The sequence below is a fragment of the Alkalitalea saponilacus genome, from assembly GCF_900168165.1.
GTDB classification, from domain to species: domain Bacteria; phylum Bacteroidota; class Bacteroidia; order Bacteroidales; family Marinilabiliaceae; genus Natronoflexus; species Natronoflexus saponilacus.
The window spans coordinates 116363-138819 of the sequence record NZ_FUYV01000009.1 but is presented as its reverse complement, the minus strand read 5'-3'; the positions used below and the strand labels follow the sequence as shown (position 1 = coordinate 138819).

Genomic DNA, 22457 nt, shown 5'->3' with positions numbered 1-22457 from the left:
TTAAAAAATCTAACATCAGGATAACTTACCCGATGCTAGATTATTCTCTTTATGTTAAATGCATGCACTTATTTGATTATGGACAGGGATTTCCGCCACACGAGTCATAACCACCTGTACAAGTAATACTTGGCGTACAACATAATGTTCCACCTTGTCCTATACAATCTGTTGAAGTGTAATTGTATGAGAAATGACAATTCCAAAAATTATGTCCATCGTATAGCTGATATGTACCAGACCTTGTCCCAGAGTCGTGGACTTTTGCTCTATATGAACAATTTTCATCGCCTACATTTTCATCCTGGGCCTGCGCCATCACCGCAATCGCATCAAGCGAAATATCACCGGCACTATTACCTTGTAAAATATTCATATTAAACATAGTTGCCACTGCGAAAAAACCTGTTGCTATTGCAAAAAATAACTTTTTCTTCATAATAATAAAGATTAATGATTTAATTTTTAGCTGTTTACTTTAACAGCCGTTTTTCAATTAATTGTAAAATGAATTGCATCACTGCCTTGCAGGTACATTTTTCGAATTCACGTATAACAGAATTACCGTGTGTTCTAAATTCATTATCTTTACGTCATCATTTAAGCCTCCTTTCTTTTTTAAGTTTGGAGGGAGTTGGAAGAGGAAGCGTGGGCTGGAGAGCGATGTGGCTTCCTCTTCTTTTTCCCAAATCAGTTACACGGAGAACACGGTGGAGACACGGAGTTGCACTGAGTTTTATATTTTACTCCGTGTTCCTCTGTGTATTCTCTGTGCAACTCTGTGTCACTTTTTTTTTCATTTCTTGAATTATCTCTCTAGTCGCCGAGGACTCAACTTTTATCGGACTGTTAAGAATCTCTTCGGCGGTTTGTTGTGCTTTATGGTGTTGGCCGCTTTCGGTATAAAGTTTGGCCAGTAAATATTTTGGTAATAGTAATGACGGTATCATGTTTGCGCTTTTGATGTAGGCAGCTTCGGCTTCAGGGTAATTGCCCAGGGTTTTGTGGTTGTCGCCCAATGCGTTTTGGATGATTTGGCTGCTGAAGCGTTGTTGTGCCAAGGCCAGTATTTCGTTGCTTTTTTGGTGTTGCCCATCCATGCTGAGGGCTTTGCCGTACATTTGCAGGAAAAGTCCGTTGGTTTGGAGTGCCGGGAAGGCTTCTTCGTAAGCCTCTGCTGCTATGTTGTAACTTCTCATATTGTAAAAGCGGTTGGCCTCCTGCCAGGTTTTCATGGCTTGATAATGTGCTTGTCGCTGAGGGATGAAATGGATGGTTGCAGCAATTAAAATTATGGTAGTGGGAATGGTCAGGAATAGGGTTTTTCTTCCTGTAATGCTAAACAGTGTCTTGGTGGTGCCTGCTAGTATAGCTACTAAAATGACCAGTTGCAGAATGAATGAGCTGATGTCGAAGGGGTAGGAGAATAGGCTGAAAGTCAAGGCTGTTAAGAGGGCTCCTTTTATTGCGGTTGATAGTTCGAAGTTTTGGGTTGATGGTTGATCGTTTATAGTTGTGAGTTTATGGTTTTGGGTCGAAAGGTTATATGGTGACAAGGTGACAAGGTTATAGGGTTGAAGGTTTTTTGAAGTTTTAGGTTCAAAGTTTGAGGTTTGAAGTTTAATGTTGTTGGTTGAGAGTTTTTGGTTGTTGGTTATTTTTTTGAAAAATATAAGATATAGAATTCCTCCGGCTATCAATATTCCAATAAGTCCTTTTTCGAGCCAGAGTTTTAGTGGTTCGTTGAAGGGGGCTTCTGGTGAGCCGGCGACCATGGCCTGGATTTGGGTGCCTTTTCCGGATGCAAACCAGTTAGCTTGTTCGTTCATGTAAAGGGCATTGAAGGCGCCTGTGCCGTGTCCGGTGATGGGGCGCTCTTTTATAAGTTGAGAGGTAACCTGCCACATGAGCAGGCGGCCATCGGCTGAACCTTGTTTCATAGTATAGAGGCCAAAAGCTGCTGTGGCTAAGGGTAGCAAAATGGCGGTTAATAGCAGAATGCGTATGGATTTTTTTAAAGATAAAAACTTATTTCTCAGATTTTCTTTAAAGGCTAACAGCCTAGGGTGTCCGGCAAGTACAAATAAACTACCGGCAATGCCTGCAATCCATGCAGCACGCGACTGTGCCGGCGGAAGTACCAGCAATATTGCTATCAGAGTTATCCATGCCAAAGTCTGAATAGCATATTTGGCAATTAAATCGTAGGGTAGGGTAATCTTCAACCATTTTAAAGATTTCCCTCTGTTTTTCCGCTTAGGCGGATTCCGAAGAATACATGGTGAGGTTTCGGAATTCCGCTTAGCTTCAACTTCACTTCGTTTCGCCTCTGTGTAACAATTCGAGTACCACAAAACCCCCAATGCCAATGGTAACCCACTCACTACAAAACCAGAAAACGGTCCGGGATTGTGAAAGGTTCCGGTAATACTGAACAGGCCGTGGAACGACCTCTCAAAGCCATAGAGTTGCATCAGTCCCAACCCGGATTGCAGAAATACCACCACCATCCATACGATGGCGACACCCCAAACAAACTGTGAATTTCCGGATAATTGTCTGACAAACATGTAAACCAATCCCCATAGCAAGATGTTAAAAACAATTAAGCCAAATGGAGCATAATTATTGACGTTGTATAGTTCATTTATAACATACCATACAGCATAAAGCACTACCAACAAGTCTGTTTTTGTTAATTTCATCTCTTTCTGAGATAAAAAAACAACAACAAACAGAGCGCCTGCAATTAGAGATATAACTTCGAGGCCGTATTGTTTGGAAGTAACCAGTGCATTGAAAAAACCCTGAGTTGCCAAAAATGAAGTAGATAGCATGGCAGCAATCAGGAGTAGCTGGAGCGTAATTTGCGTATGTTTGAGACCTTCTTTCATTTGGGATTAGGGTTGTTCTCAATATTTAAAAGTACCAAATACTAATGCAAATATGATAAATTATGTATAAATATCCAAATGGGGGGGGTCTTTGTTTGTTAAATTTTGTTAATAGTTAAAAGTTTGAGGTTTCATACCACTGCTGAGTTGAAAGTTTATAGTTGATAGTTTTGGGTTGCGCAGTGTTCAGTTACCAGTGTTCAGTTATTAGTGTTCAGTTACCAGTGTTCAGTGTTCAGTGTTCAGTGTTCAGTTACCAGTTATCAGTGTTCAGTTATTAGTTATTAGTTATCAGTTATCAGTGTTTAGTTATTAGCTAACTTACTGATCACTGTTCATTGTTCACTGTTGACTGATAACTGATGATCGGGATCGATGATGACGTAATATTTTTCATCAATTTCTTCACCCAATCGTCTTACTTTCCTAATAAAACTATCATACTCTTCTGTTTGAATAACAAACAGGAGAGTATGCCCGGGAACATCATCCATCTCTTCCATTTTTTGATGCCACTCCACAAATTTGGGGTAGCAGGGGTTGCAGCCGTCTTGCAGATATATCACTGACAGATGATTGTACCTTTCTCTAAACTGCTCCATTGAGATGAGGGAATCCCGGTGTTGGATGATTTCAAACATCTCAATGTTGATGGTTGAGTTAAGGGCTTCCCTAAGCTCCTGTTCGGTTTGGGAGGGTTGGGCGCAGGATGCTAGCATTAATAATAGTATAAATGGCATTAGGTGTTTTTTCATTGACGATTTGTTTTGATGATGTTTTGTGTCTATTGAAAGATACTAAAATGTTTAAGGACTAACAATGGGATAGGTTGCCGCTCGGCTTTGCCGCTTTGCTTACAAAGAATTGAAAACCGACGTAGTCAAACTTGCGCCCACGGGGGGGGAGGTAACTAACTAGTTTAAAGTAGCTGATTCATACTAAAAATGATTAAGATTGAATTTTACTAAAACAGGGTTAGAGTCTTCTTTTAAATTATTATACAATTTACTAAACATTGGATTTTCTTCCAGAAATTCGATCCATGCGGGAGATGTTTTATCCTCAATATAGTCTGCAATTTCGAACACTTCATATGCATCTAATATAGTAATAAACTCATTTCCTATTATGGTTGTGGGGCTAATCAACATACCATCTAACCAACCTCTAGTACTATATCCAAGTTTTAATATCTGGCTATCTTTTGAATAAAATGCGCTTACAGAGTATTGGTGAAATCCAAAACTGAAATAAATATGATCTTCGCTCTCTAGAAACTGATCTACACCAGCAACATAGTTCTTTGCCCTTTCCCTATATTCATGAAAATCTGTATAGAATAGCTCTTTTATATTGTCAGGCATATTATATTTTCCGAAATCAATATGGTAACGTTCAGAAATATGACCGTTTTCTTCAATTTGATAAATCACATTGCTCCTTTCACGATTGAATAAAACCAAATCATCATATACATGAAAAGTTTGGTCGGGAATGCTACTATATTGAGAAGAATGTGGATTAGGAAAATAAGATGCTTTTACTTGTCCTAATTTATCGGAAACTATTAAAGTAAAATCTTGTTCATAGTTTCCTGTATAATAGACTAAAACTATACTATCACTTAAATGATAAAACCTGTATCCCTTAATATTTTCATAGACTTTACTATATGCATTGTCGCCAGAAATAGAATAATTCAATATTGTTAAAGGATTTGTAATGGATAAAACACCAAGTTCACCAGTTTTATGGTTAATTTCAACATCCCGGTTGTCTATATACTCTAAAGGGCCTCTTCCTTTTTTACCAAAACTTCTCATGAATCTCCCTTTATCATCGAATTGAAGTATTTTTCCTGATTGTCTGTCACTTATAATGTATGAATTATCGTAACACAAAACTTTACTCACATCGCTAATAATACTTTCGCTGTTTGTCTCTAGTGGGATTAACTCCAGATTACCAATATAATCTTTAAGAGATATGCGAAAATGCTCAGGAGTATTGAATGGATGTTCGATACCTTTGCTATCCAGATTTACTTTAATTGTTTCCACTTCATTGTTCGAAATAGCTGAAATGCTTTTCTGATTACAACTTAGTAAGCCTATCATAAAGAAAAGGCACACAGCAATAACAAATCCTCTGTATTTCTGACGCATAAAGTTCGTTTTTCTATAGTTATAGCACTTTTCAATAATCCTTTCACTGCACAAATAAGGCATGTATATCGTTAGTATCATTTTTTGAAAATTTATGGATATATATAATATATTTTTCAAGGAAAAATTTCAATCACTAAATGTCGATATCGTTCTTCCATATTATTGAGTTTTTATGATATACGAAGTCGATTTAGTATAAACAATCATTCTGAAAAATCTGAATTTAGAAACAGTTACACCAATTAAATTGTACAGGTGCCTCGTTAACACTTTACGCCATATTGCATATAATTCTACTATGCTCTATTGCATATGAATGATTTAGCTGTTCTCATCATTATAGTATTATAAGAATAATAGTCAGATCAAATCGGTTTATTTGCAATCTATTTAGCGCTAAATATAATCTCAATAACTTCTGCATTCTTTCGTGTATACAGGCACCTGTACCAAAAAATTATCTCCTTACAATCACCTCTTGGTGAGTTGGACACAATACTGGGGTTCTACAAGTACCAGGTTCACTAAAATTACAATTATATGCACAATTTGAACATCTCACAACCTTCCTATCCAATACCACTCTATTGCCTTGCGCGTCAACACTAACATAGCTAACGGTAAATTTGCAATCAAGCATATCATAAGAGCCGCAATTAGTGCAATCATCATTATTGTTACCCCCGCCATTCTCTGGATCCCGCGCCTGCGCCATCGTTGCTATATTCTCCAACGAAACATCCCCAACACTATTACCTTGTAAAACATTCATATTAAACACAGTAGCCGCCGCGAAAAAACCTGTTGCTAATGCAAAAATTAACTTCTTTTTCATAATTATAAAGATTAATGATTTAAATGTTAGCTGTTTAATTAAACAGCCGTTGTTCAAATAATTGCAAACTAAAATGCAGAACTGCCTTGCAGGTGCATTTTTCGAATTCACGTATAACAGAATTACCGTGTGTTCTAAATTCATTATCTTTACGTCATGTTAATCTCCTTTCTTTTTTAAGTTAGGAGGGAGTCGGAAGAGGAAGCAATAGCGTCGGAGCTAGAGGGCTTCCTCTTCTTTTTCCCAGAAAAATCAGCGTTCAGTTAGCAGTTACCAGTTATCAGTTACCAGTTACCAGTTATCAGTTACCAGTGTTTAGTTAGTTAACTCACTGTTCACTGTTCACTGTTCACTGTTCATTGTTCACTGATGACTGTTCACTGCTCATTGATAACTGATTTCATTTCATTAATAATCTCTCTTGTCGCCGAGGACTCAACTTTTATCGGACTGTTAAGAATCTCTTCGGCGGTTTGTTGTGCTTTATGGTGTTGGCCGCTTTCGGTGTAAAGTTTGGCCAGTAAATATTTTGGTAATAGTAATGATGGTATCATGTTTGTGCTTTTGATGTAGGCAGCTTCGGCTTGGGTGTAATTGCCCAGGGCTTTATGGTTGTCGCCAAGGGTGTTCTGTATGATTTGACTGCTGAAGCGTTGTTGTGCCAAGGCCAGTATTTCGTTGCTTTTTAGGTGTTGATCGTCCATGCTGAGGGCTTTGCCGTACATTTGCAGGAACAGGCCGTTGGTTTGGAGCGCCGGGAAGGCTTCTTTGTAAGCTTCTGCGGATATGTTGTAACTTCTTATATTGTAAAAGCGGTTGGCCTCTTGCCAGGTTTTCATGGCTTGATGATGTGTTTGTCGCTGGGGTATGAAATGGATGGTTGCGGCGATTAATAGTATGGCTACCGGAATGGTCAGGAATAGGACTTTTCTTCCTGTAATGCTAAACACTGTTTTGGTGGTGCCTGCCAATATTGCCACTAAAACGATCAGTTGCAGAATGAAAGAACTGATGTCGAAGGGGTAGGAGAATAGGCTGAAGGTTAGCAATGAGATTAACGCACCTTTTATTCCGGTTATGAGTTTAGGGTTTAGGGTTGATGGTTGATAGTTCTGGGTTGATGGTTCGGGGTTGATGGTTGATAGTTTATAGTTTATAGTTGTGAGTTGATGGTTATGGGTTGATAGTTGAGAGTTTATGGTTGTGGGTTTCAAGTTTAATGTTTGAAGTTCAAAGTTTGGGGTTGGTTGTTTTTTTTGGAAAAATATAAGATATAGAATTCCTCCGGCTAATAATATTCCAATAAGTCCATTTTCGAGCCATAGTTTTAGTGGTTCGTTGAAGGGGGCGTCTGGTGAGCCGGCTACCATGGACTGGGCTTGGGTGCCTTTGCCGGATGCGAACCAGTTGGCCTGTTCGTTCATGTAAAGGGCATTGAAAGCTCCTGTGCCGTGTCCGGTAATGGGACGCTCTTTTATTAGTTGGGAAGTTACCTGCCACATGAGCAAGCGGCCATCGGCTGAGCCTTGTTTCATGATGTATAGTCCGGCTACTGAGGCGGTAGTCATGAGCAGAAATGCTGCGAAAAATAATGCACGTACCGGAAAACTTATTTTTTTTATTCGCCTGAATAGGTTGTCTCTAATTGGCAGGATTCCCGGATAGGCTATAACAAGATAAAGACATCCAACAACACCTGCAATCCAAGCCGCACGTGATTGAGCCGGCGGCAATACCAGAAAAACTGATACTAGTGTTATCCATGCCAAAGTCTGGATGGCGTATTTGGCGATTAAATCATAGGATAGGGTAATGCCAACCCATTTTATATAATACCCTCCGTGTCTCTCTGTGTCTCCACTGTTTTTCCGCTTTAGCGGAATTTCACTTCGTTTCACCTCTGTGTAACAATTAGTGTGACACAAAACCCCCAATGCCAGTGGTAACCCACTAACCAAAAACCCCGAAAACGGTCCGGGATTGTGGAATGTACCGGTAATTGAAAATAGTCCGTGATAGGAGACTTCAAATCCATACAGTTGCAATAAACCTAATCCTGACTGCATTATTGTTACAATCATCCAAATAACGGCTACGCCCCAAACAAACACAAGTCGATGTGAGGCTCCTCGCACAAAAAGGTAAACCACCATCCATAGTACAACATCAAAGTAGATTTGCCCGGTAGAACGAAACGGTGTGCCAGATATTATTATTTCATTAAAAATGTACCAGATAGCAAAAAGTAGAACAAAAGTATCAGCAATAGTAAAACGTATAGATTTGATAAAAGGGAAAGATATAACCAGAAAAAGCGCGGGGATTAAAGCAACCTGCTCAAGCCCGTATTGTTTTACCGTAACAAGGGCATTAAACAAACCACCTTTTGCCAAAAACACAGTAGCAAAAAGTGCAGCCACTAATATTATCTGAAAGTATATTATACTAAAGGTAGTGTATTTAATTTTCGAATTATGGTTAATGGATGGGTTAATTATTAGGATTTAAGTTATAGGTTTTTGGTGTAAAACAAGAATAATGTCATACGGGTGAAATCCTATTGTGTCTCAAACCTACAACAAGCTTGGGATTTTGGCTTCTAATTTTAGATAATTATGTTTAAAATTTAGATATATTTAGTGAAAATGCATTTGATTATAGGGGTGAATTTGTACGTAAAACACAATAGTACAATGTTATATGAATAAATATGTGTTTGTGGTTTTGTTATGTTTATTATATAGCGATTTGCGGAAAAAATTATTGAAAGTAGGTTTTTGGAGAAGTATTAAAATCTATTAGCCTTTTCGCTTCGCTTAAACTTTGCTACAATATGCCAAATAGTTATTTAAGAAACTGATCATTTCTATATCACCAAGCCTTCGTGAGTTAAATTAATTGAGGTGCAAATTTCTTTTTGGGCTGTCACAGTTCCCACTTCGGTAACGTATGATTCAACGTATGAGAGTCTGGCGACTTCAGCCGCTTCAGATTCGGGATGCATCGCCGGCGGAGGAGGTGGAGCAGGCGTAGAGGATTAATGGGATGAATAGGGATGTTAGATGTTTCATGATATTACTGTTAGTTTAGAGTTTTGTGTTGATAGTTCATAGTTGATAGTTTAGAGTTGAGGGTTGCGCAGCGCGGCTGAGTCATGAGAATCGGGAATAGTTCATTGTTTATGGTTTATAGTTAAGGGAAAAAGAGTTGACCAATTCGGTGAAATGAGATTTGTCTTTTTCGGTGTATAGGATTCCATCTATTTTAAAAGCTATGTTGTTTATAATAAGGTGTCCGCTTAAATAAAAAGTATCTTTCTCATATGTTGTTACCGGACTAAACATTCTGAAATTTAAAGTTTCACCAAATTCTATGCTGCTTAATAGTTTATAAATAGAATCGGCATAGCCGGTTGAGTCCGTTAAAAGTGACTCAAGTGTTGTTTTTAGACAAGCGGGAACCAACTTAAAGTAAGAACCATTCTCTCTTTGGAAAATGTTTGATCTGCCATTCTTATTAACGACTGACCAATTTGAGGCACTACTAAATTCGATGATGATGCTATCTTCAATAACATACTCTCCTTTCTCCCTGAGCAATTGTCCTTGTTGTTCTTTATTTGTATTTTTTTCTTCCCCTGTCAGATGGAAACTACAAATACTGAAAGATAAAAATAGAAGAATTAATGTTTTTCTCATTTGTTTTTTTGTTTAGGGCTTATTGTTTCGAGTTCATGGTTGATAGTTTATTGTTTTGGGTTAAGGGTTGCAGGTTTCTTTGCGAAGCGAAGTTGAAGCATAGCGGAATTCCGAGAATCGGGAATGGTTTGTAAGTGGTCATTGTTTACTGTTCCTTTTTTGATAACTGTTCATTTTTCACTGATGACTGATAACTGTTCATCGCTCACTGATCACTGTTAACTGTTGACTGATAACTGTTCATTGCTCACTGCCTATGGTTTTATAAAACAGTGTTTTCATATCTTCATTGATCCATGGTGCGCCAACCATCTTAATTTTATTTTCTGAATCAATCAGCATGGAGCTGTTCATAATCCAATCGGGAATTTGGTTGTTGTTGATGAAGAACTGATGATCGGGGTCGATGATGATGTAATATTTTTCATCAATTTCTTCTCCCAAACTTCTTACTTTCCTAATAAAACTATCATACTCTTCTGTTTGAATAACAAACAGAAGAGTATGCCCGGGAACATCATCCATCTCTTCCATTTTTTGATGCCACTCCACAAATTTGGGGTAGCAGGGGCTACAGCCGTCTTGTAAGTAAACCACTGACAGATGGTTGTACCGTTCTCTAAACTGCTCCATTGAGATGAGAGAATCCCGGTGTTGTATGATTTGAAACATTTCAATTTTGAGGGTTGAGTTAAGGACTTCCCTAAGCTCCTGCTCAGTTTGGGAGGGCTGGGAGCAGGAGGTTAGCATGATTAATAGTATTAGTGGGAATTGGGTTTTTCATTATATGTTTTAGGTTTTTATAGTTGATGGTTTGTCTTTTTGGTGTTTTGGCTTTCTATCGCTTTTTATCAGTGTGTATTTCTTTGAAAAAGTTAAAATCATATTTCCTATTATCTTTTCGATAACTGTCATGTCCAATTTCATGTTCAGCATATTGAAAATTAGAAAATTTATTCTGTAAATCATTTTTAAATTTCCTCATTGAATTAATAGGGATTTGACTGTCATAAATGCCATGATGGATATTAATAGGAATATTCCTTATTTTATTAAAGTGAATATCTATGTAATTTGCTTGAGGAAGTGGTGATCTTAAAGAAACTGCTTCAATTCGTTCCGGAACCTGATTTGCCAATATTAGTGATCTTGTTGCTCCTGAGCAAGTACCGGTTAAATACACTGTATTTGCATCAATTTTTTTATAATAATCAGATATGTGCTCAAGAACATTAATAAACTCCTCCTGAAAATCATCAGGTGAATATTCCGGACCATTGCCATATAAATAGCAAATTGCAAATCCTCGTTCACATGCCAATTTAGCATCAATATGAATTTGCTCGTAATTTGCAGTATACCAACTTGTAGAAAATATTGAACATGGTATTTCGTATGGAACAACTACAATTAAGGGAATGGATTGCGATTTATAATAAATTTCAGGTAGTTTTATTAAGTATTCTAGTTTTTTCTCACGTTTGGGCAAATCAACCACTCGAAAAGCAAAGTCATTATTTGGCGTGGACGAAGTGTTGTTTATTAAGGAGTAGAGCCTGTATATCCAATTAACTAAATTTGTGTTGTAATATTTTACAGCACTTTCACCTTGAGAATCAAAATTGTCATAACAAAAATTAATTCTCCCTTTCAGGGATTCAAATTCCTCATTACTGAATAATTTCTCACCTTTGTTTTCGTTTTCATAAACCAGTTTCTTATAAAATGAATGTAAATCGCCTTTAAAAAAAAGTTGTGACAACATTGTGCCTTCTGAATCTAAATATGCTTTATAGAATCCATCTTTTAAGCTACTTGTCTTAAATAATTCTTGTTCATTACCAGATTTTATAAAAAGTAAATCATAAGAAAGCGATGTGTCATCCATACAGGTAGCCTTTGCAGTATTGATTTCATAAGGACCGACGTAAAACTTTATGGAATCTCCTACAAGTGGGTTGATGATAAAATTTTCATGATAATTTGTTCGGAATATTTCCTGAGACTTCTCTCTATTGGCTAATGCAATAAAAAAACCCCATGCATATAGATTAGACTCACGATTAATTTTAGCTGAGAAAACATTTTTACCCTGTTTCAATTGGACTTTTAAAAACTTATCGCAAAACTTGCTAATATTCTTTTTATTTCTTTCTAAATAAATTAATTTCCCATTTAACCAAATGCAATATGACGCCGCCCCATCCACCATCATATAAAGTTCTAATTCGGAATCTGAATAAACATTGGTGGTTAAGTACACATTGCTTCTGTGTTCAATGGAATCGGTGAAAAGCTTCAAATCATTGGTTAAGAATTTATCGGTAATAAATTTTACTGGTACCCCCTCACCTGACAGTTTTTTTGCATTTGATGGACTCAGATGCGATTCTTTAATGTTGTATTTTGCCAAATCGTCATTAAAAAACGTGGTATAGGCGCTTTGCAGCGTTGTGTCGTAGCTAAACGGGCCTACCATATACCAGTTGTTCAGTATTAAAACACCATCTTTATTAAAATCAAGTTTATTTAAATGGTTGTGGTTGTTACAACCATTTAATAGAATTACTGCTACCAGCAAGCAGTTTATGTTTATTACTATTTTATTAAAACTGTTAATTCGCATCGTTGTTTTTTGATTACTACTTACTCAAACCTGTTTTTCTTGACTCACCGTTCACCGTTCATTGTTTATGGTTTATTGCGCTGTGCGGAATTCCGATACGCTTCATCTCCGTTTTTCGTTTTCCGTTTTCCGTTTCACTGATCACTGCTCACTGTTTTATAAAACAGATTTTTCATATCTTCATTAATCCATGGTGCGCCAACCATTTTTATTTTATTTTCTTTATCTATCAGCATAGAGCTGTTCATAATCCAGTTGGGAATTTGGTTGTTCTTGATGAAAAACTGATGCTCTGGATCGATGATGATGTAGAACCTTTCGTCACTTTTATTGGAGATTTCGCTGGTTTTCTTGAAAAAAACATCAGGCCATTCTGTTTGTATGATGAAAAGCACTGAATAGTCTGATATGTTACCAATTCTCTCCATTTCTTGATGCCATTCTACAAATTTGGGGTAACAAGGCATGCAGCCTTCCTGAAGGTAAACCACGGATAAATAACTATATGTCTCTCTGAACAGCTGAAACGATATTTTCGAATCCCTGTGTATTACGGAATCGAATTGATCTATATTTAGTTGTGTGTTTAATATTGAGCGTAGCTCATTTTCGCTTTGAGAAACACGGGAACAGGAGCAGAACAGAATAGTAAATGACATTACTAATAATTTAATCTTCATTGTTTTCAATTAAATTTGTAAGTTAATTCAAAATAACTCCATTTAACAATTAGTTTAAAATCCCTTCTAAGGAAAAATAACCGAGAGGGTTCTCTTTATCTTCAAAATAGAGAATTACTCTATCGTAGACTTCATCTATGCAAAATGAAGAAAAGCTATATCCTGTCTCAATTACTTTAATAAGATCTCCTGTACTATTGAAAGTTAATAACTTAGATGGATATTCCATTTGTGCTGGTTGACCTTCTTCTAATATTACATGCTTATCTCCTAGGTATGAAGCAAGTATCAAGTCTTTATAAATATCTACTCCTTGGAAGTATTGATTAAATTCATTATTTTGATTGTTGATTAAAGGTCCACATATGTTATATATTAAGTCTCCGTTTAAATTACAAATAGTCATAAGGTCTAAATTCACATAACCCCTTATATATCTATCATTTTTTCTATCCAGCTTAAAACTTGAATATGTTTGTCGGTGATCATTAATTGCAGAATGCTCATATCCGTACCTTTCCGTTTTGGAGGTATTAAAATTATATTTCGCCAAAGTCATTTCCGCTGCATTAGCACTTAACGGAACTACAGCAATTCCCAGTGCTATACTATCATTTATAAGCTCATAATCTACTAAAAACATTTTGCTGTCCATCGCTTTATTAATAGAAGGTAAGAAGTTCTTATTACTAATGACACTATCTATAGGAAATTTCCATCTAACCTCTAAACCGTAGTCATCAACCCAAAAGAAGTCTCCGCAAAAACTGATAACACTTTGTCCTAATCTGGTAATCTCTCCAGGGCCTCTTCCCAATACACCTGTACTTGTAATATATTCAAAAGAACTTCTGTTAAATATGTGGATTCCTTTTTCGTTTGTTGGTGTAAAATCATTAAACATTAAATAGTCGCCAATTAATTGAAAATCTCCAAACCGCACATAGAAATCCTTATTAAAATCCACAATTAGATCTTGAATATTCACTGTTTTAACTGCTTGGATACTGAATGGTTTTGCATTATCAAGTTTATGGTTATTGCATCCAATTAGAGCAATGAATACAATTGGGCTTATGTATTTTAAAAGTTTCATAATATTGACGTTAGTTTACTTGTTATGAAGTGAATAATTGAGCTGAATTATAACCTCAACTCTATTTCACTTCTTTTATTTATTTAGTTATTCATGATGTTACCAGTGAAGTTCAATAAAGGGTCTCCACCCACGATCATAACAATAGCCCTTAGTGCTACCACATGGATTAGCAGAACTTTCCGCCTCGGCCTGCTGCATAATCATAATGCTCTCCAATGAAACATCACCGCTACTATTGGCTTGTAACATAGTCATATTAAACACAGTCGCCACTGCGAAAAAACCTGTTGTTATTGCAAAAATTAATTTCTTTTTCATTTTTTTAAATTAGTTGTTTAATGAAATATGTGAAAGAAGTTTGAATAAGCTGAGACGTGAAAACTTGGACTGCCAATAAAAGGCAGTCCAAGTAAACAATAGCATTACCATCTTTTTTCCTCATATCGATGGAATCCAAAACAATAACACATGCCCCTAGATGTCAGACAACCATTTGGACAACCAAAACTTTCCGCCTCGGCCTGCTGCATAATCATAATACTCTCCAACGATACATCACCTGCACTATTGGCCTGTAACATATTCATATTAAACACTGTTGCCACTGCGAAAAAACCTGTTGCTATTGCGAAAATTAACTTCTACTATTATGAGTTAAACTCCATTTTAATAATTCAACATTACTTGTTATAGCTCCAAAAGAATATAAATATCTATCATCAGCAGTAACTGCTATTGACTGTAAATTAAAATCCAGAACATATTCACATACTTTATTAAGTTCCCAATCAAATACGTGAATTGTATTACCAAATGCAGCATCATAACCATGTTCAGCGACTGATTTACCTGAATATAACAGGTAAATAAACTTATCGGTTACAGAGAAATTAAGGTAAGTAAACTTGCTTTCAGATGATAAATGAATCCGTTCTCCTGTTGTTGCTAAAGTTGGATTATATGATGAAGTGTTTGATTTAATTGTAAATTGTTGATTTTCGCAATAGGTAATTACTTCTAATAGATCATTTGTAAGAAGACTAACATTTACAACTCTTCTTTTACTAGGATGATGTACAAGTACCGATTGAAAAATAATTCCTAATTCAAATTGTCCAATATTTTCTGTTATAGGATGAAAGCCAAATATGGAATCTCTATTATTTTTAACATCAATTAGAGCATATTTTCCATTTGAAAAGAATCCTGTTGCTAAATAGTATTTATCAATCATTAAGGGAGTCATAAATGAATACATTACCTCTTTATTTTTTACTCTTAGATTTGCAATAATGTTCATTTTAGGTTCAGTAGGAGAATTGAAAATTTCTTTGAAAGGAAATTCTGCTATTATATTTGTGTTAACGGTATTAAAGGAAAACTTTTCATTTTTTATAAATAAACTAGACGGCGTGATAATCTCATTTGGCCCACTGCCTTTTTTCCCAAACCTCTTTAAAAAAATCAAGTTTTTAATGTCTATTACACCAAAATAGTAGTTATTTACTTCATCTTCGAAGAACAATAGAGAATCTGAGATTAGCATCTTGTTAGGATTGCCAAAAAAACCGGAATCAATATTAACAACATCATTTTGTATATGGTAAATCGGATAATCTGGTTTATACTTAGGGTTACATCCATTTGCAATAATCGAAAATATTGCAATAACGAAAGGTATTTTGATTATGTTTTTCATAGTTTTTCAAAGTGAATTAATTATGCGGAAAAGCATAAGCTTTTCCGCATAAAACTTGTTTAAATGAATATGCCATTAATAAAAAAACCGTCATCCCACAAGCACCAACCCCAAGGTATGTTCATACAGATGCCATTACTACCTCCCCATTCTACTTGCGCCTGCGCCATCGTTGCAATACTCTCCAGCGTAACATCCCCGGCACTATCAGCCTGTAACATGTTCATATTAACTACAGTTGCTACTGCGAAAAAACCTGTTGCTATTGCAAAAATTAACTTTTTCTTCATTGTTATAAAAATTACTTGTTTAAAGATTAGCTGTTTTGAAAACAGCTTGTTGAATTAAAACTTTTAATAGAAATGCATCACTGCCTGGCAGGTACATTTTTTGTAACCGAATAATTCAGTTATCGTAATTTGTTTTAAAACTTTATCTTTGTCACATTATACCGAAGTTCTTCGGCATAATACTGACGATTTTTTTCATAAACGTTTTACCTCCTTTCTTTTTTAAGTTTGGAGGGAGTCGGAAGAGGAAGCGTGGGCGTAGGAGCACAGGGGCTTCCTCTTCTTTTTCCCAGAAAAATCAGTGTTCAGTTACCAGTTATCAGTTATCAGTTATCAGTGTTCAGTTATTAGTTAACTCACTGTTCACTGATGACTGTTCATTGATAACTGATAACTGTTCACTGTTCACTGCTCATTGATAACTGATCTCATTTCATTAATAATCTCTCTCGTCGCCGAGGACTCAACTTTTACCGGGCTGTTGAGGATCTCTTCGGCGGTTTGTTTGGCTTTATGGTGTTGGCCGCTTTCTGTGTAAAGTTTGGCCAGTAAATATTTTGGTAATAGTAATGATGGTATCATGTTTGTGCTTTTAATGTATGCGGCTTCGGCTGCGGGGTAATTACCCAGGGCTTTGTGGTTGTCGCCAAGGGTGTTTTGGATGATTTGACTGCTGAAGCGTTGTTGCGCCATTGCCAGTATTTCGTTGCTTTTTTGGTGTTGTTCATCCATGTTGAGGGCTTTGCCATACATTTGCAGGAAGAGGCCGGTGGTTTGGAGTGCCGGGAAGGCTTCTTCGTAAGCGTCAACTGCTGTATGGTAGCTTCCAAAACTGTAAAAGCGGTCGGCCTCCTGCCAGATTTTCATGGCTTGGTAATGTGATTGCCGCTGGGGTATGAAATGAATGGTTGCGGCGATTAATAGCATGGCTACCGGAATTGTCAGAAACAGGACTTTCCCTCCTCTAATGCTAAACAGTGTTTTGGTGGTGCCTGCCAGTATAGCTACTAAAATGACCAGTTGCAGGATGAATGAGCTGATGTCGAAGGGGTAAGAGAATAGGCTGAAAGTCAAGACTGTTAAGAGGGCTCCTTTTATTGCGGTTGATAGTTCGAAGTTTTGGGTTGATGGTTGATCGTTTATAGTTGTGAGTTTATGGTTTTGGGTTGCGTAGCGTAGCGAAGTCCCGAGAATCGGGAATAGTTCAGGGTTGATGGTTGATGGTTGATGGTTCGGGGTTGATGGTTGATAGTTTATAGTTGTGAGTTTATGGTTTTGGGTTGCGTAGCGTAGCGAAGTCCCGAGAATCGGGAATAGTTCAGGGTTGATGGTTGATGGTTGATGGTTCGGGGTTGATGGTTGATAGTTTATAGTTGTGAGTTTATGGTTTTGGGTCGAAAGGTTATAGGGTTGAAGGTTTTTTGAAGTTTTAGGTTCAAAGTTTGAGGTTTGAAGTTTAATGTTGTTGGTTGAGAGTTTTTGGTTGTTGGTTCTTTTTTTGAAAAATATAAGATATAGAATTCCACCGACTATCAATATTCCAATGAGTCCTTTTTCGAGCCATAGTTTTAGTGGTTCGTTGAAGGGGGCTTCGGGTGAGCCGGCTACCATGGCCTGGGCTTCGGTGCCTTTGCCGGATGAGAACCAGTTGGCCTGTTCGTTCATGTAAAGGGCATTGAAGGCGCCTGCGCCGTGTCCGGTGATGGGGCGCTCTTTTATTAGTTGAGAGGTAACCTGCCACATGAGCAGGCGGCCATCGGCTGAGCCTTGTTTCATAGTATAGAGGCCAAAAGCTGCTGTGGCTAAGGGTAGCAAAATGGCGGTTAATAGCAGAATGCGTATGGGTTTTTTTAATGATAAAAACTTATTTCTCAGATTTTCTTTAAAGGCTAACAGCCTAGGGTGTCCGGCAAGTACAAATAAACTACCGGCAATGCCTGCAATCCAAGCCGCTCGTGATTGAGCAGGCGGAAGTATCAGCAATATTGCTATCAGAGTTATCCATGCCAAAGTCTGAATAGCATATTTGGCAATTAAACCGTAGGGTAGGATGATGTTCACCCATTTTAAATAAATTCCTCTGTGTTTCTCCGTACTGTCTCCGTGAATCTTTGTGTAACAAATTACCCCCAATGCCAACGGCAATCCACTAACCACAAACCCCGAAAATGGTCCGGGATTGTGAAATGTTCCTGTAATACTAAACAGGCCGTGGAATGACTTCTCAAAGCCATAGAGTTGCATTAAACCCAGTATCGCCTGTGCGCAAACAACCATCATCCAAACAATAGCCACACCCAATATAAAGTACATGTTGCCAGATGCCTGCCGAACAAACATATAGATTACTCCCCAAAGGAGCAGTGGAAATAATAAATGATCCAAAGGTCTTAAAGCGCTGCCAGAAATCAGCTCACTAATAAAATACCATGCTGCGAACAGTAACACCAAAACATCAATTGCAGATACTTTTAACTGTTTCCTGAAAAGTGAAGAAACAACAAAATACCCCACAACAAACAGGCATGCCATTCCCAGTCCGAATAGTTTGGACGTAAGAAGGTCGTTGAAAAATCCTGTGAAAGTTAGAAATAAGCTGCAAAGCGTAGTAGCAATAAGCAGCACTTGGAAAGAGAGGTGGATATGGTTAGTAAAGGTTCTCATTTTTGGGAATTAGGGTCTCTACTTTGTTTGGGGTTCGGATTAAAGAAATTGTAACTATTACAAATGTATTAACATTATTTATATTATCAAATATCGGGGGGGGGGTTATGTTAATAATACTTAATTTATGTTTTTGGCGCATGGTTGTTGAGGTTGATTATATTTTAAGTTCAATGTTTAAAGTTTAATGTTTTCAGTGTTGCGGAATTTAAACACAATATAATTCTGATACATAATATTTGATGATTCCGGAAGCCTAGAACCGGGAATGGTTTGTAAATTGTCATTGTTTACTGTGTTGTTGATGTTTTGTATATAAGAAGATTAAGGACTAACAAGGGCGCAGGACAGGCCAAATATTAAAAAAACGATATGCTATATGCGGATAACTTCTTGTTATTGGTTTATTGGTTCAACAGTAAATCTTGCGAATTTCAGATGATCTGGATCGAATTCGGGGTGGTTTTCGTGTAAACCGAAAAATAATCCGTCTTTTGTTATGAAATTTGAAGAAGGATCATAATGTTGAAACGGCATGGTTGTTTCTCCAATAATTTTAAATTCAGAATCTATTATTATTACAGAAAAAACAGGAGGTGTAGCAATCAAAGAAAAGTAATAATTATCATCGTAATTCCCTGACACCTCATACCCTGGGTAGAATATCCGATAGAAAACATCTTTCCAAGGATCGTATATAATTGATAAGTATCGAGGTCTTTTAATTTGATTATAAAAACTATTGCCACCAGAATTAGTGTTAACTCTAACTCTATTAAATCTGCTGAAATTCTGTTTATTTGTAACCCCTTTAGTTTTATCAAAGAGATAGATTTCATCAAGAACACTAAATGAATATATTAAACAATTATCTTTAATCGCCATCGTAGGATTGTGAGATAAGCTTGTGTAATTTGAAGGAAATTCAGGATATTTCATTTCCGCTTCATGCATGCTATTGTCTTTGAGGTTGTAATATAGGCCAATAGGCGTGTTTTTAAAATCATCACTTTTAAGATCAAATTGAAAGCTCAAGAAAAATATATTATCATTAATTCTTACCGCACTATTCCTGCTCCCACGTGATGGAGCAAAAATGAGGTATGGTTGGTCAGTGTGTTGCGAGTTCCATTCGATAAAATCCAATTTTTGGAGGATTTTATCGTAAGTGTCTGTCAATATAACTGAGGTTTGCGATGTTAAGACAACAGAGTCCATATTTATTACATGGAAGCCCGTATAAGTTGAAATTCCCTCGGGGCCATACTGCTGATAGTTAGTTGATTTTTGTAAACTCAAACTTTCTAAACAGAAAAAATGTATTTGGTTATTACTACCATATGCAAGTATGTTTTTAGAACTGTCTCCTTTAAGAACCTGAATGTATTTGCTTTGCGGGTGGAAATTAGGAGGAATCTTGATTGAAAGAAGAGATTCCTGTTTTGACAGTTTTTGACTTGATTCAATAAATATAGCTTTATTGTTGCATGACATAATGGAGAGAAATGTCATGATTAGTACATAAAATTTATATGTATTTGTGATCATAAATTATGGTCGGTTAAATGTTAAAACAGTAATTGTGGAGTTTTTCCACTATAGGGGGTAGCCGGTCTGATGTGGTTTATATCAGACCGGCTACTAAAACTATTAGCACCCTGCACATGCTGGCCAATCAGGATCTTCACTAAGTGTAGGCCAACATTCACCATCCCAAATGACACATCTCCTGTTACTTGGCTCATTACTTGACTCATCGCCCTGCGCCTGCGCCATCACAAGTATACTGTCTAACGAAACATCCCCGGCACTATTACCTTGTAACACATTCATATTAAACACAGTTGCCACTGAGAAAAAACCTGTAGCTATTGCAAAAACAAGAAGGCATGCCATTCCCAGTCCGAATAGTTTGGAAGTAAGAAGGTCGTTGAAAAATCCTGTGAAAGACAGAAATACGTTGCAAAGCTTAGTAGCTATCAGCAGCACTTGGAAAGAGGTATGGATATGGTTAGTATAGGTTCTCATTTTTGGGTTTTGGGTGTTTTTAGGTTTGGATTAAAGTATGATTAACTATTACAAAAGTATAATATATGTTTTTAAAATCAAATTTTGGGGGGGGATGTTATTTATTGTTTTTAGCCCAAGGGTGTTGAGGTTGGTAATGTTTTAAGTTCAAGGTTTTAAGTTCAAGATTTCGAAGCGCAGCAGAATGAAGCATAGCGGAATTCCGAGTATCAGGAATGGTTAGGGATGATGGTTAAGGGAAAAAGAGTCACCTGCAAATCGATTTTTGTGAAATGAACTTGCTTGTACAAGCGGATTGAATGCACATCCAGCCCGACTGCAAACAAGCAGATAATTTCGAGACCATATTTTTTAGCTGTAATTAAATCGTTGAAGAAACCCCTTATTGTCAAATGTATATCTTACTCACTTTATAACCATAAACTTAAAATACTTAACCTCTATATCTTATACTATAAATTAAACGCCTGAGACCTCATCCCACCTGTGTGTTTTTCTTGAATATGGAATCCTCACAACTAATTTAATCACTTATTGTTTATAAACCCTGTAATCAATTTATGAAAATTAAATTTATATTACATAAATTGCAAATGATTTTTGAACAGATGGGAAAATGTTTTTTTTAATAACTGCACTTAGTCCATTTTATATCACTGTAATATGGGCGATTTTACTTTTTTTAAAAGGACGAATGAATAATCCTCCGGCACTTGTTTTGTCGGTGTTTATGTTTTTTTCTGCTTTGCTTTTTTTTACTCATGCTTCTTATTTTCTTGGTTATAAGGAGTTTTATATTGCATTGGACTCGTTGTATCTTTTCACTTCTTTGTCTGTTTACCCCCTTTATTATTGTTACGTTAGGATGTTAACACGAGATGTTAAGATCAATTATCGGAATGTTTGGCATTTTGCGCCAGCTGCTGTTTTGGCCACTATTCTTTCAGTAATAATGTACTATTCTTCACAGGAAGATAAAATGGTCTATTATCGTGAAGTACTGATTTATCAGAATCGTGAAACAATTTTTATGGGTGGTAATGTTTCCCTTATGGCTGTTGTTTTTTTTATCAGTCGGATTGTATTTGCTTTTCAGGTAATCATATATTTGGTTTCAGGATATAGATTGGCGAGTCAGTATGATGATCGTTTATTACAATTTTACAGCAATCTGCAAAACCGACAACTGATATGGGTGAGGTTATTGAGCCTGGTTTTTTTATTTACATCCATCACCAGCTCAACAGTGAATGTGATTGGTCGTGGTTTTTTTCTTGATCATCCTGAAATGCTAATTATTCCTTCCGGCTTGTTTTCTGTTTTGTTGTTTTTAATTGGTTATCAGGGAAGTATTCAACAATTTACGGTAAAGGATGTAGAGGAGGAGTCTGAGGAGACCGATTCTCTTCCGCAATTGACCACAACGCGAGAGTTGCTAAAAGATTTGATTCTTGATTTGATGGTTAAAGAGGAGTTGTTTCGGATGCCTGATTTACGAATCACATTGCTTTGTAAGAAGCTCAATACTAACCGAACCTATATTTCAAGTATTATTAACGAAGAGTTTGGTGAGAGTTTTAATGGCTTTATCAACCGTTACAGGGTTGAGTATGCAAAGAAACTGATGAAAGACAACCCTGCTTGTGATTATTCTCTGGATTATCTTGCATCAGAATCAGGTTTTGGCTCAGCCAGTTCTTTTATCCGGGCGTTTAAACAAATTGAAGGCATCACACCGGGGAAGTTTTTGAAGGGTTAAAACCTATTGGTCTCTTG

The 22457-nt window shown here is 36.7% G+C and carries 19 protein-coding genes; 2 read left to right on the top strand and 17 right to left on the bottom strand.

The genetic code is table 11. From position 1 onward, the window contains the following. Nucleotides 1-76: 76 nt before the first annotated feature. The 6 genes from B5X70_RS09040 to B5X70_RS09015 all read right to left on the bottom strand — a co-directional run bounded on the left by B5X70_RS09040 (nucleotide 77) and on the right by B5X70_RS09015 (nucleotide 8317). Nucleotides 77-439 (bottom strand): hypothetical protein, encoded by a 363-nt coding sequence (locus B5X70_RS09040; protein ID WP_079557580.1) that lies wholly within the window; start codon nucleotides 437-439, stop codon nucleotides 77-79. Nucleotides 440-743: 304 nt separating this feature from the next. Continuing rightward, nucleotides 744-2894 (bottom strand): O-antigen ligase family protein, encoded by a 2151-nt coding sequence (locus tag B5X70_RS09035; protein WP_079557579.1) that lies wholly within the window; start codon nucleotides 2892-2894, stop codon nucleotides 744-746. A gap of 335 nt (nucleotides 2895-3229) precedes the next feature. After that, nucleotides 3230-3649: a hypothetical protein gene (locus B5X70_RS09030; protein ID WP_143255054.1), complete on the bottom strand. Its 420-nt coding sequence runs from the start codon at nucleotides 3647-3649 to the stop codon at nucleotides 3230-3232. 183 nt (nucleotides 3650-3832) lie between these two features. Beyond that, nucleotides 3833-5059 carry a 6-bladed beta-propeller gene (locus B5X70_RS09025; protein WP_157666448.1) on the bottom strand — a complete coding sequence of 409 codons (1227 nt, stop codon included), beginning with the start codon at nucleotides 5057-5059 and terminating at the stop codon, nucleotides 3833-3835. Between the two features lie 460 nt (nucleotides 5060-5519). After that, nucleotides 5520-5897 (bottom strand): hypothetical protein, encoded by a 378-nt coding sequence (locus tag B5X70_RS09020; protein WP_143255053.1) that lies wholly within the window; start codon nucleotides 5895-5897, stop codon nucleotides 5520-5522. A 377-nt stretch (nucleotides 5898-6274) separates the two neighbouring features. Continuing rightward, nucleotides 6275-8317, bottom strand: a complete 2043-nt coding sequence (locus B5X70_RS09015) for an O-antigen ligase family protein (RefSeq protein WP_079557575.1) — start codon at nucleotides 8315-8317, stop codon at nucleotides 6275-6277. Between the two features lie 483 nt (nucleotides 8318-8800). Here B5X70_RS09015 and B5X70_RS18060 point away from each other — a divergent pair, with 483 nt between their 5' ends. Further along, nucleotides 8801-8938 (top strand): hypothetical protein, encoded by a 138-nt coding sequence (locus B5X70_RS18060; RefSeq protein WP_157666447.1) that lies wholly within the window; start codon nucleotides 8801-8803, stop codon nucleotides 8936-8938. Nucleotides 8939-9076: 138 nt separating this feature from the next. Here B5X70_RS18060 and B5X70_RS09010 read toward each other — a convergent pair whose 3' ends face one another. From B5X70_RS09010 to B5X70_RS08960, 11 genes are all read right to left on the bottom strand, one after another. Further along, nucleotides 9077-9595: a hypothetical protein gene (locus tag B5X70_RS09010; RefSeq protein ID WP_079557574.1), complete on the bottom strand. Its 519-nt coding sequence runs from the start codon at nucleotides 9593-9595 to the stop codon at nucleotides 9077-9079. 240 nt (nucleotides 9596-9835) lie between these two features. After that, on the bottom strand, nucleotides 9836-10345 hold the full coding sequence (locus B5X70_RS09005; protein WP_079557573.1) for a hypothetical protein: 510 nt from the start codon (nucleotides 10343-10345) through the stop codon (nucleotides 9836-9838). 88 nt (nucleotides 10346-10433) lie between these two features. Further along, on the bottom strand, nucleotides 10434-12176 hold the full coding sequence (locus tag B5X70_RS09000) for a hypothetical protein (RefSeq protein ID WP_143255052.1): 1743 nt from the start codon (nucleotides 12174-12176) through the stop codon (nucleotides 10434-10436). 179 nt (nucleotides 12177-12355) lie between these two features. Next, complete coding sequence (locus B5X70_RS08995; RefSeq protein WP_079557571.1) at nucleotides 12356-12880, bottom strand: hypothetical protein; 525 nt, start codon at nucleotides 12878-12880, stop codon at nucleotides 12356-12358. A gap of 70 nt (nucleotides 12881-12950) precedes the next feature. Next, a complete protein-coding gene (locus B5X70_RS08990; RefSeq protein ID WP_079557570.1) occupies nucleotides 12951-13997 on the bottom strand; it encodes a hypothetical protein in 1047 nt (348 codons plus the stop codon). A 99-nt stretch (nucleotides 13998-14096) separates the two neighbouring features. Then, nucleotides 14097-14318 (bottom strand): hypothetical protein, encoded by a 222-nt coding sequence (locus B5X70_RS08985; protein ID WP_079557569.1) that lies wholly within the window; start codon nucleotides 14316-14318, stop codon nucleotides 14097-14099. 316 nt (nucleotides 14319-14634) lie between these two features. After that, a complete protein-coding gene (locus tag B5X70_RS08980; protein WP_079557568.1) occupies nucleotides 14635-15699 on the bottom strand; it encodes a BF3164 family lipoprotein in 1065 nt (354 codons plus the stop codon). 59 nt (nucleotides 15700-15758) lie between these two features. Continuing rightward, nucleotides 15759-15989 carry a hypothetical protein gene (locus tag B5X70_RS08975; RefSeq protein WP_079557567.1) on the bottom strand — a complete coding sequence of 77 codons (231 nt, stop codon included), beginning with the start codon at nucleotides 15987-15989 and terminating at the stop codon, nucleotides 15759-15761. A 405-nt stretch (nucleotides 15990-16394) separates the two neighbouring features. Further along, nucleotides 16395-18653 (bottom strand): O-antigen ligase family protein, encoded by a 2259-nt coding sequence (locus B5X70_RS08970; RefSeq protein ID WP_079557566.1) that lies wholly within the window; start codon nucleotides 18651-18653, stop codon nucleotides 16395-16397. Nucleotides 18654-19049: 396 nt separating this feature from the next. Beyond that, complete coding sequence (locus tag B5X70_RS08965; RefSeq protein WP_157666446.1) at nucleotides 19050-20165, bottom strand: DUF4221 family protein; 1116 nt, start codon at nucleotides 20163-20165, stop codon at nucleotides 19050-19052. A gap of 138 nt (nucleotides 20166-20303) precedes the next feature. Continuing rightward, nucleotides 20304-20681 carry a hypothetical protein gene (locus tag B5X70_RS08960; RefSeq protein WP_079557564.1) on the bottom strand — a complete coding sequence of 126 codons (378 nt, stop codon included), beginning with the start codon at nucleotides 20679-20681 and terminating at the stop codon, nucleotides 20304-20306. A gap of 616 nt (nucleotides 20682-21297) precedes the next feature. Here B5X70_RS08960 and B5X70_RS08955 point away from each other — a divergent pair. Then, nucleotides 21298-22440, top strand: a complete 1143-nt coding sequence (locus B5X70_RS08955) for a helix-turn-helix domain-containing protein (protein ID WP_079557563.1) — start codon at nucleotides 21298-21300, stop codon at nucleotides 22438-22440. Nucleotides 22441-22457: the final 17 nt, after the last annotated feature.

Excerpts from the sequence above, each read along its gene's own strand:
- B5X70_RS09020 (WP_143255053.1), bottom strand. The coding sequence starts at position 5,897 with ATGAAAAAGAAGTTAATTTTTGCATTAGCAACAGGTTTTTTCGCGGCG.
- B5X70_RS08985 (WP_079557569.1), bottom strand. The coding sequence starts at position 14,318 with ATGAAAAAGAAATTAATTTTTGCAATAACAACAGGTTTTTTCGCAGTG.
- B5X70_RS08975 (WP_079557567.1), bottom strand. The coding sequence starts at position 15,989 with ATGAAGAAAAAGTTAATTTTTGCAATAGCAACAGGTTTTTTCGCAGTA.
- B5X70_RS08990 (WP_079557570.1), bottom strand. The coding sequence starts at position 13,997 with ATGAAACTTTTAAAATACATAAGCCCAATTGTATTCATTGCTCTAATT.
- B5X70_RS08970 (WP_079557566.1), bottom strand. The coding sequence starts at position 18,653 with ATGAGAACCTTTACTAACCATATCCACCTCTCTTTCCAAGTGCTGCTT.
- B5X70_RS08995 (WP_079557571.1), bottom strand. The coding sequence starts at position 12,880 with ATGTCATTTACTATTCTGTTCTGCTCCTGTTCCCGTGTTTCTCAAAGC.
- B5X70_RS09030 (WP_143255054.1), bottom strand. The coding sequence starts at position 3,649 with ATGAAAAAACACCTAATGCCATTTATACTATTATTAATGCTAGCATCC.
- B5X70_RS08980 (WP_079557568.1), bottom strand. The coding sequence starts at position 15,699 with ATGAAAAACATAATCAAAATACCTTTCGTTATTGCAATATTTTCGATT.
- B5X70_RS08960 (WP_079557564.1), bottom strand. The coding sequence starts at position 20,681 with ATGAGAACCTATACTAACCATATCCATACCTCTTTCCAAGTGCTGCTG.
- B5X70_RS09040 (WP_079557580.1), bottom strand. The coding sequence starts at position 439 with ATGAAGAAAAAGTTATTTTTTGCAATAGCAACAGGTTTTTTCGCAGTG.
- B5X70_RS09035 (WP_079557579.1), bottom strand. The coding sequence starts at position 2,894 with ATGAAAGAAGGTCTCAAACATACGCAAATTACGCTCCAGCTACTCCTG.
- B5X70_RS09005 (WP_079557573.1), bottom strand. The coding sequence starts at position 10,345 with ATGCTAACCTCCTGCTCCCAGCCCTCCCAAACTGAGCAGGAGCTTAGG.
- B5X70_RS09010 (WP_079557574.1), bottom strand. The coding sequence starts at position 9,595 with ATGAGAAAAACATTAATTCTTCTATTTTTATCTTTCAGTATTTGTAGT.
- B5X70_RS09025 (WP_157666448.1), bottom strand. The coding sequence starts at position 5,059 with ATGCGTCAGAAATACAGAGGATTTGTTATTGCTGTGTGCCTTTTCTTT.
- B5X70_RS08965 (WP_157666446.1), bottom strand. The coding sequence starts at position 20,165 with ATGACATTTCTCTCCATTATGTCATGCAACAATAAAGCTATATTTATT.
- B5X70_RS08955 (WP_079557563.1), top strand. The coding sequence starts at position 21,298 with ATGTTTTTTTTAATAACTGCACTTAGTCCATTTTATATCACTGTAATA.